We start from the raw sequence: 8,779 nt of genomic DNA on the forward strand, positions 1-8,779 counted from the left end.
AGAGTGCGGGAGCGCCCCCCGCCGGCCGCGGCGGGGGCCCGCGCGCCCCCGGGGGGCGGGCTCGCCGGCGCGGGCGGGCGGGGGCCCCCGGCCGCGCCCCGCCCCCCCCCCTCCGCTACGCGGTGCCCCCGGGCGTCGGCTCCAACGCGCCCACGACGAGGTCCGTCAGGAGCGTGCCCGCCCTGCCGTCCGGGTCGAGGTCCGGGTCGTAGATGGTGACGTTGAGACCGGTGCACCGCTCCGAGCCCACCAAGGTCCGCAGCAGTACGGCGAGTTCACCGGGGAAGAGGCCGCCGTCGTCCGGGCTGTCGACCGCGGGCATCACCGACGGGTCGAGGACGTCCGCGTCGAGATGGACCCAGAACCCGTCGAGCTCCGGTGTCTCCAGCGACCGACGGGCGTCCGCGGCGGCTCGGGCCACGCCCCCCGCGCGCAGCTCGCCGACGGTCACCGTGGAGATCTTCAGCGCGGCCAGTTCCGCGCGGTCCTCGTCGCCGTCCCGCATCCCGAAGAGCCGGACGTCCTCGTCGCGCAGGTACGGCCGCAGCCCCTCCAGGTCCGTCAGGTCGCGCTGGCCGCGCCCGGTGCCGAGGGCCAGTTCCTCGCCCCCGGCGGCCCCGACGCGCGAGGAGTTGCCGGGGTGGCGGAAGTCCGCCGAGCCGTCGATCGCGGCCAGTCCGTACCGGCCGAGGCGGCGCAGCGCGAGCGAGGCGCCGAGCTGGATGGAGCAGTCCCCGCCGAGCACGACGGGGAAGTCCCCGGCCCGCACATGGTGTTCGATCCGGTCGGCGAGCCGGGGCGTGTACGCGGCGATCGCCGCCGCGTTGAAGACCCCGTCGCCCTCCTGCCAGTCGCCCCGGTCGTAGCGGGGCGGGACGACGACCCCGCCCTCCGCGGCGCCGAGCCGCTGGACGATCCGCCGCTCGCGCAGGGCCCCGGCGAGTTTGCAGCACCCGGGCACGGTGCCCGGGACGGGCGGGCGCAGCCCGAGGTTGGAGGGGGCGTCGATGACCACGAAATTCCGCATGCGGGCCATCCTCTCCGTCGTACGCTGCGGCCTCAAGGCAGGGACGGACCGGCACGGACGCCGGCCCGGCACACGAGGAAGTGAGCGGCGGAATGGGCACTCAGCACACGTACCGGGTGATCGTGCGCGGCACCTGGGAGGGGCTGACGGAGGAGCGGCGCGCCCGGCTCCTCGCCGAGCTGGATCTGCACGGGCTGGCGCAGATGCGGTTCACACCGGAGGGCTCGCTCACGTACGACGCGGCGCTCAAGCACTTCAGCTACCGCTACGAGGTGGTATCGGACGCGGCGGACGGCGAGGAGATGGCGGGCGCGCTCGCCGAGGAGCTGGCCGGGGCGGCGCTGCGGGAGCTGGGGTGCGGCCACGGGGCGCTGCGGTCCACGGTGACCGATCTGGACACGATGAAGATCAACCGGAAGGGGTCACGGCAGGCCCCGCGGTGATCGCCCAGCGCTCGTGGCCTCGCCACGCGCCGTCGACGAACAGGAACTCCGGCGAGTAGCCCTCCAGCCGGAACCCGGCGCGTTGTACGAGTGCGACGGACGCGGTGTTGGCGGGCTGGATGTTGGCTTCGAGACGGTGCAGACCGAGCGGGCCGAAGGCGCGGCCGACGACCAGTCCCAGCCCTTCGCTCATCAGCCCGCGCCCGGCGGCGTGCGCGAACGCGCCGTAGCCGAGCGCCCCGCAGCGGAACGCGCCGTGGACGATGTTGTTGATGTTGACGAACCCGGCGATGCGGTCGTCCTCGCGGGCGCAGACGAGGTGGCCGGCGCGTGCGGGGTCCGTGATGAGCCGGTCCGCGTAGACGGCGTACGCGTCCGGCTCGTCCGGCGGGAAGAGCCAGGGGCGGTGCAGCTCCCCGGCGGCGCGGGCGAGGGCGGTGAACTCGTCGGCGTCCTCGGGGCGGAACGGGCGGAGATAGGTGCGGGCGCCCTCGGCGAGCGGGGCGGGGAGGCCGGGCATCGCACCAGCCTAGACGGGCCGGCCGCCCCGGTGCGTCGTCGTCCCGCCGCCGCGTACGGGACAGGTCAGGTCAGCGCGGGCACGTCCAGGGTGAGCGTGGCGCTCTCCGCGTCGAGCACCCCGGGCACCCCGAGCGGCACCGTCAGCGCCGTGTCACCGTGTCCGAAGCCCAGTTCCTCGACCACCGGTACGCCGAGTCCCCCGAGCCGGTCGAGCAGGACCGCTGCGACGTCCTCGTACGGTCCGCACTGCGCCCAGGAGCCGAGGCCGATCCCGGCGACGCCGTCCAGGAAGCCGGAGCGGAGCAGTTGGGTGAGGATGCGGTCGAGGCGGTACGGCTCCTCGCCGACGTCCTCGATCATCAGCAGCCCGCCGGCGGAGGAGGTCCGGGCGTGGGGGGTGGCGAGATCGGCGGCGAGCAGGCTGACGCAGCCGCCGAGGGTGACGCCGTGCGCCCGCCCCGGGACCAGCGCGCGGGCCGTGTCCAGGCCGAGGGTGCGGACGGACTCGGGCGCGAACAGCGTGGCGCGCAGCGACTCCTGGGTCCCGGGGTCCTTGAGGAAGGCGAGGGTGGCGGTCATCGGGCCGTGCAGGGTGGCCAGTCCCGCCCGGACGGCGAACGCCTCGTGCAGCGCGGTGATGTCGCTGTAGCCGACGAAGACCTTGGGGCCCGCGGCGCGGATCGCGGTCCAGTCGAGCAGGTCCACCATGCGCTGGGCCCCGTACCCGCCCCGGGCGCAGAGCACGGCGGAGACGGACGGGTCGCACCACGCCTCCTGGAGGTCGCGGGCGCGGTCCGCGTCCGTACCGGCGAGGTAGCCGTGGGGGTGGACGTCCAGGACATGGGGGGCCACGACCGGGTCGAGGTCCCAGCCGCGCAGGACGGCGAGTCCGGCCTCCAGCCGGTCGGCGGGGACGGGGCCGCTGGGGGCCACCACGGCGACGCGGGCCCCCGGCCGCAGCCGGGCGGGGCGGGTCAGCGGCGTGATCGGGGAGGTCATGTGGTCAGCTCCAGACGCGGCACATCGGTGCGGGTGATGCCGAAGGTCTGTGCGTACAGGGAGAGTTCGGCCTCCAGCGCGCGGACCATCGTCTCGGCCCTGCGGAAGCCGTGCCCCTCGCCCTCGAAGGCGATGTACGCGTGCGGGATGCCGCGTCCTGCCGTGCGCGCCAGGAAGCGCGCGCTCTGGGCGGGCGGGCAGATCACGTCGTCGAGCCCCTGGAGCAGCAGGAAGGGCGCGGTGATCCGGTCGACGTGCCGGAGGGGCGAGCGGTCCCGGTAGCGGCCGGGGACCTCGTCGAACGGGCCGATCAGCGAGTGGAGGTACCGGGACTCGAAGTCGTGGGTCTCGTCGGTGGCCCACGCGACCAGGTCGAGGACCGGGTAGATGATGGTGCCGCAGGCGTAGAGGTCCGTACCGGTGAGGGAGGCCGCCGCGGTCCAGCCGCCGGCGCTGCCGCCGCGTACCGCGAGCCTGGCGCGGTCGGCGGTGCCCTCGGCGGCCAGCGCCTCGGCGACGGCCGCGCAGTCCTCGACGTCGACCACGCCCCACTGTTCGCGCAGCCGGTCGCGGTAGGCGCGTCCGTAGCCGGTGGAGCCGCCGTAGTTGACCTCGGCGACGCCGATGCCGCGCGAGGTGAAGTAGGCGATCTCCAGGTCGAGGACGAGCGGCGCGTGCCCGGTGGGTCCGCCGTGGGCCCACACCACGTACGGCGGCAGTTCGTCGGCGGGGGCGCCGCGTCCCGGGTGGTGCGGCGGGTAGACATGGGCGTGGATCTCGCGGTGGTCGGGCCCGGTGAAGGTGCGGATCTGCGGCTCGGGGTAGTACGCGGGGTCCACCGGGTCGTGGTGGGCCGAGCCGATGACGCGGGCCTCTCCGGTACGGGTGTCCACCTCCACGACCTCGTACGCGCTGCGCGGGCTGGCGGCGACGCCGATGACATGGTGGTCCCGGACGGCGAGGGTGGGGGCCCACTCGGTCCAGGGGCCCGCGGCGTCGACGAGTTCGCCGGTCCCGGGGTCGAGGATGCCGAGCGCGGTGGAGCCCCGGCCGTGGATGACGGCGACCAGCCCGTCGGCCAGCGGCCGGAACCAGCGGAGGCCGATCTTCCACAGCGGTCCGCCGAACTCCTCCCGGCGGCCGGTGCAGAGCGCCGTGCTCGCGACGACCCCGTCGCCCGTGCCGCCGGGGCGGATGCGCTGGAGCTCCCACCAGTCGCTCAGGTCGGAGACGAAGAGCAGCGAGCCGTCCGGCGCCCAGTCGGCCTGGGCGACCGACTCGTCGGTGTCCCCCACCACCGGCCCGACCCCGGTGAAGGGGGCGGTGCCGGCGGGGCCGGGGGCGGCGACCCGGCCGAGCATCACCACCGTGCCCTCCCAGGGCATCTGCGGATGGTCCCAGGCGATCCAGACGACGGAGCGCCCGTCCGGGGAGAGCCGGGGCCCGGTGACGAAGCGGTGCCGGTCGTCGGAGAGTTCGGTGACGGCCGTACGGTCCCCGGCGGCGGCGCCGTCCAGCGGTACGGCCACGATCGCCCGGCGTACGTCGGTGGGCCGCTCCCCGGTGAACTCCTCCATGACGCACCAGACCTCGCCCCGGTCCAGGTGGATCACCGGGTCGGCCCAGCGCAGCCCGCCGCCGACGTCCGACACCGGGGTGAGCGGGCGGGGCTCCGCCGCGCCGTCCGGTTCGTACGCGTACAGCCGCTGGTCGGGGAGGTGGACGAAGACGGCGAGCGGGCCGCCGGACGGGCGCTCCGCCGCCGCCCAGGGCAGCCCGCCGTACTCGATCACCCGGCTGCGGACGTCCCAGGGGGCGGGGAGCACCGGCTCCTCGCGGCCGTCGGCGCGGCGGCGTACGAGCGCGCGCCGGCCGCCCTCCGCCGGGCGCGGCTCGGTCCACCACACCTCGTCGCCGACCGTCCCGACGTACTCGGGGCGCCCGTCGTGCGAGGCCGCCAGGGTGGCGTCGATGGGGGACGGCCAGGTCCCGTAGGGCCCGGTGGGCAGTATCACGGACGTTCCTCGCTCCTCGGCACGGCAGGGCCGGGCGTACTCGGGCGTGATCCGGCGGACCGGACCGGACGCGGGTTCAGGCGGACTTCAGATAGTGGTCGAGCACCCGGACACCGAAGTGCAGCGCCGAGACCGGCACGCGTTCGTCCACGCCGTGGAAGAGCGCCTGGTAGTCGAAGCCGGGCGGCAGCCGGAGCGGGGAGAAACCGTAGCCGGTGATGCCGAGCCGGGAGAACTGCTTGGCGTCGGTGCCGCCCGACATGCAGTACGGCACGGTGTGCCCGGCCGGGTCGAAGCGCTCGACGGCGGCGCGCAGTTTGGCGAAGGTCGGTGAGTCGACGGGCGCCTGGAGGGCGACCTCCCGGTGGTGGAACTCCCACTCCACGTCGGGGCCCGTCAGCAGGTCCATGGTGGTACGGAACTCCTCGTCACCGCCGGGCACCGTCCGCCCGTCGACGTACGCCGTGGCCTGCCCCGGGATCACATTGACCTTGTAACCGGCCTCCAGGACCGTCGGGTTGGCGCTGTTGCGCACCGTCGGCTCGATCAGCGCGGCGGCCGGTCCGAGCTTGCCCAGCAGTCCGTCCACGTCGAGGTCGGCCGCGTACACGTCGGTCTCTATGCCGTGCAGCACGGCGACCTCGGCGAGCGCCGCCCGTACGGTCGGGGTGAGCCGGACGGGCCACGGGTGGTCGCCGATCCTGGCGACGGCGGCGGCGAGCCGGCTGACGGCGTTGGCGCGGTTCACCTTGGAGCCGTGCCCGGCCCTGCCGTGGGCGGTCAGCTTGAGCCAGCCGGTGCCGCGTTCCCCCGCGCCGATGGGGTAGAGCGTCATGCCGGGGCCCGCGTGGAAGGTGAAGGCACCGGATTCGCTGATGCCCTCCGTGCACCCCTCGAACAGCTCGGGGTGGTGGTCGGCGAGGAAGCCGGAGCCGTCCTCGGCGCTGGCCTCCTCGTCGGCGGTGTAGGCGATGACGATGTCGCGGCGCGGCCGGATCCCGTTCCTGGCCCAGGCGCGGACGACGGACAGGACCATCGCGTCCATGTTCTTCATGTCGACCGCTCCCCGGCCCCACACCACCCCGTCCCTGATCTCGCCGGAGAAGGGGTGGACGGTCCAGTCGGCGGGCTCGGCGGGGACGACGTCGAGATGACCATGGACGAGGAGCGCGTCGGCGGACGGGTCGGTGCCCTCGATCCTGGCCACGACGTTGGTGCGCCCGGGGGTCCGCTCCAGGAGGGTGGGTTCGAGTCCGGCCGCGGCGAGCCGCTCGGCGACGTACTCGGCGGCCGGCCGCTCCCGGCAGTCCCCGCCGCCCCGGTTGGTGGTGTCGATACGGATCAGGTCGGAGGTGAAGGCCACGACCTCGTCGAGCGCTGTCGTGTCGAGGGCGTCACCGCCGGTGTCGCGGGCGCCGCCCGGGTCACTGATGTTGCTGCTGTTCATGTCAGCCATACTGCTCCTCCACGGCGGACGAAACGATCGTCGTGACCGCTTTGAAGGTGCGAATGGCCTCATACATCGTCCCGCTGGTGTATTTGACGCGCCGTTCCCCGCTCGGCGCGACGCCCGGGACGACCGTGGCGGTGTCGGAGAGATGGGCCGCGTCGAACTCCAGCTCCAGGGTGAACGGGCCGCCGTCGACGGGGGCGTGGCGTACGGCCAGGCCCGCCGCCTCCTTCGCGGCGGCGCGGATGTCCGCGGCGGTACGGGCCGGGGTACGGCAGACGGCCGCGTACCGCGACACATGGTCCTTCACCGCGACCTTGTGCGCCTCGGGGGCGTAACCGATCGCGTCCTCGCAGGTCAGATCGTCGCCGGTGACCAGGACGACGGGGACGCCGTACTCGGCGACCACCTGTGCGTTGAGCAGGCCCTCGCTGGCGCGTACGCCGTCGAGCCAGACCCCGGTGAGGCTGTTCGCGAGATACGTGTGGGCGAGCACGCCCTCCGTGCCGGCGCCGGTGTGGTAGCCGACGAAGGCGATGCCGTCGACGTCACCGTGCTGCACCCCCTCGACCATGGAGAGCGCCTTGTGCCGCCCGGTGAGCATCTGCGCGCGCTCGTCCAGCCGCTCCAGCAGCAGATTGCGCATGGACCAGTGGGCCTCGTTGATGAGGACCTCGTCGGCGCCGCCGTCGAGGAAGCCGAGCACCGCGGCGTTCACGTCGGAGGTGAACAGGGCGCGGCAGCGCTCCCATTGCGGGGTCCCCGGCAGGACGTCGCCGGGCCAGGTCACCCCGGTGGCGCCCTCCATGTCGGCGCTGATCAGGATCTTCACGGGTGGCTCCGTTCTCCGCCCGGCGCCGCGCGACCGCGCGCCGGTCCGGGGCAGGGCGAGTGTGGACCGACTTGACGACACGACTGTATGGTCCCGCCACAGAGGGCACGTCCATTACAGGACTGCCGGAATGTCTCAGGGGGGAGACGTGGGTTCTATGAGATTGCGGGTGTTCCCGCGCGTGCGCGGCCGGCTGGCCGCGCTCGGCACGGCGCTGGTCCTGGCCGTCGGACTGGGAGTGGCCGGGCCGGTCACGGCGGCAGCGGCCGCCGACGCGCCGCCCATGGGTACGGTCTTCAACCAGCCGACCGGTGACACGGCGGCGCAGAACGCCATCAGGGACCGGATCCGCGCGCTGATCGCGGCGGCCGACGAGGGCTCCACCATCCGTCTGGCGCTGTACCACCTGTGGGACAAGACCGTCGCACAGGATCTGGTGACGGCGCACCAGGAACGGTCGGTGCGGGTCCAGGTGGTGCTGGACGAGTCCAGCGTCAGCACCACGGGCATCGATCCGGCCCCGTACAACACGCTCAAGGCGGCGCTCGGCACGGACATCGCGAGCACCTCGTACGTGAAGCTGTGCGCGGCGGGCCGGTCGTGCCTCTCCACGAGCGGCGGCATCAACCACAACAAGTTCGTGCTGTTCAGCAGCGTCGGGGGTGGCGCCGCCCAGCAGGTCGTGGTGCAGACCTCGTCGAATCTGACCCCGTCGAACTACTCGCGCTTCTGGAACAGCGCGGTGGTCGTGGGCGGGAACACCGCCCTGTACACGGCGTACAGCGACTACTTCGTCAAGCTGGGGAAGCAGAACCGGGCCGCCTGGTCGTACACGTACGCCAACGCGGCCGACTACAAGGTGTACTTCTTCCCGCGCGCCGGAACGACCGCGTCGAGCGACACGGTGGTGAACACGCTCGACAACGTCGAGTGCGTGTGGACGGACAGCGCGGGCAGCCACCGTTCGGTGATCCGCGCGGCCATGCTGAAGGTCACCCGGCAGGCCGTCGCGGACAAGCTGCGTGCCAAGGCAGCCGAGGGGTGCACGGTCGATCTCGTCTACAGCGAGACGGACACGGGCACGTGGAACGCGCTGCACGGGCAGACCCGGCTGACGACCCGCTGCTACCAGCACGACCACGACGCGGACCCGTCCACGCCCAACCGGATCGTCCACTCCAAGAACATGATGATCGACGGGAAGTACGCGGGATCGGTGTCGCGGCTGGTCTTCACCGGCAGCCACAACTGGAGCGGTCCCGCGCTGCGCAACAACGACGAGTCGCTGCTGCGCATCACCACCGGATCGGTGTACGACGCGTTCCTCGCGAACTTCACCCAGGTCCGGGCGGCGGCCAGTCCGGGCACCGCGGACAACGTGGCGGCCTGCCGCTGAGGTCACGGCCTCGGGGCCCGGGGGCGGCCGCGGCGGGCCGCCCCCCCGGCGCGGGCGGGAGCGCGAACCCCCCCCCAGGGGGGGGAAAACCCCCC

Annotated in this window: 8 protein-coding genes; 2 read left to right on the forward strand and 6 right to left on the reverse strand. The window is 73.6% G+C overall.

The annotated features are described in order from the left end of the window. Positions 1-115 precede the first annotated feature (115 nt). Positions 116-1,027: an arginase family protein gene (locus ACFXPK_RS28490; protein WP_385079939.1), complete on the reverse strand. Its 912-nt coding sequence runs from the start codon at positions 1,025-1,027 to the stop codon at positions 116-118. A gap of 92 nt (positions 1,028-1,119) precedes the next feature. On the opposite strand from ACFXPK_RS28490, the gene ACFXPK_RS28495 reads away from it, so the two are divergent. Then, positions 1,120-1,470 carry a DUF6204 family protein gene (locus ACFXPK_RS28495; RefSeq protein WP_385079941.1) on the forward strand — a complete coding sequence of 117 codons (351 nt, stop codon included), beginning with the start codon at positions 1,120-1,122 and terminating at the stop codon, positions 1,468-1,470. Here the strand turns inward: ACFXPK_RS28495 and ACFXPK_RS28500 are convergent. The 5 genes from ACFXPK_RS28500 to ACFXPK_RS28520 form a co-directional block, all read right to left on the reverse strand. After that, entirely contained in the window at positions 1,436-1,990 is a 555-nt protein-coding gene (locus ACFXPK_RS28500) for a GNAT family N-acetyltransferase (RefSeq protein ID WP_385079943.1), read from the reverse strand. The genes ACFXPK_RS28495 and ACFXPK_RS28500 overlap by 35 nt on opposite strands. A 65-nt stretch (positions 1,991-2,055) precedes the next feature. Continuing rightward, complete coding sequence (locus ACFXPK_RS28505) at positions 2,056-2,991, reverse strand: LD-carboxypeptidase (protein WP_385079946.1); 936 nt, start codon at positions 2,989-2,991, stop codon at positions 2,056-2,058. Further along, positions 2,988-5,003: a S9 family peptidase gene (locus tag ACFXPK_RS28510; protein WP_385079956.1), complete on the reverse strand. Its 2,016-nt coding sequence runs from the start codon at positions 5,001-5,003 to the stop codon at positions 2,988-2,990. The genes ACFXPK_RS28505 and ACFXPK_RS28510 overlap by 4 nt, the downstream gene beginning before the upstream one ends. A gap of 79 nt (positions 5,004-5,082) precedes the next feature. Then, positions 5,083-6,453 carry a M20/M25/M40 family metallo-hydrolase gene (locus tag ACFXPK_RS28515; protein ID WP_385001576.1) on the reverse strand — a complete coding sequence of 457 codons (1,371 nt, stop codon included), beginning with the start codon at positions 6,451-6,453 and terminating at the stop codon, positions 5,083-5,085. A gap of 1 nt (position 6,454) precedes the next feature. Further along, a complete protein-coding gene (locus ACFXPK_RS28520; RefSeq protein ID WP_385001544.1) occupies positions 6,455-7,288 on the reverse strand; it encodes a M55 family metallopeptidase in 834 nt (277 codons plus the stop codon). 157 nt (positions 7,289-7,445) lie between these two features. Between ACFXPK_RS28520 and ACFXPK_RS28525 the strand changes: the two genes are divergently transcribed. Beyond that, on the forward strand, positions 7,446-8,684 hold the full coding sequence (locus ACFXPK_RS28525; RefSeq protein WP_385079947.1) for a phospholipase D-like domain-containing protein: 1,239 nt from the start codon (positions 7,446-7,448) through the stop codon (positions 8,682-8,684). Positions 8,685-8,779 lie beyond the last annotated feature (95 nt).

The sequence above is a fragment of the Streptomyces sp. NPDC059142 genome, from assembly GCF_042755665.1.
Taxonomy (GTDB): Bacteria; Actinomycetota; Actinomycetes; order Streptomycetales; family Streptomycetaceae; genus Streptomyces.